The organism is Cupriavidus sp. KB_39 (assembly GCF_052114485.1).
Lineage (GTDB): Bacteria > Pseudomonadota > Gammaproteobacteria > Burkholderiales > Burkholderiaceae > Cupriavidus.
In genome coordinates, this window is the sequence record NZ_JBFREV010000222.1 from 1 (window position 1) to 430 (window position 430).

At 67.7% G+C, this 430-nt stretch carries 1 protein-coding gene; it reads right to left on the minus strand.

Annotated features, from left to right (window positions below):
• The coding region (locus AB4Z27_RS29650) for an ImcF-related family protein (protein ID WP_441646065.1) at positions 1-430 on the minus strand (430 nt) is incomplete at both ends.

Sequence of the window (430 nt, forward strand, 5' to 3'; positions counted from 1 at the left end):
ATTCGAGCGATGTCATCAGCGCGATCACCGGCGACTGGCGTGCGTCGGCCATCAGCTTGAGTTGGTCGACGGCGGCAGGGAGCGTCGGCGCAGGCGCCCATTGCAGGCTGTTCATGAAGCCCTGCCAGTGTTCTGCGTAGTCCGCGAAAAACTGTGCGGTCAGGGCGGCCTGCAGGGCATCGGCCGAGCGGCCCGCCGGCTGCTCGGCGTCCTGCGGCTTGCTGTCGGTCAACACCCAATCGCGGGCAATCTCCGTGCGTCTGGCAGCGGCCGCGATGGCGGGGGCGATATGGCCCTCGTACGCCTGTCGGGTGAAGATGCCCGGCACGACGGCCGTCGTGCGGACCAGTCCGCGCGGATCAGTGCCTGTTGTCAACGACGCCAGGGTCTGGTCAGGATACCGGTTGCCGTTGTGGGTGCCGAAGGCGTC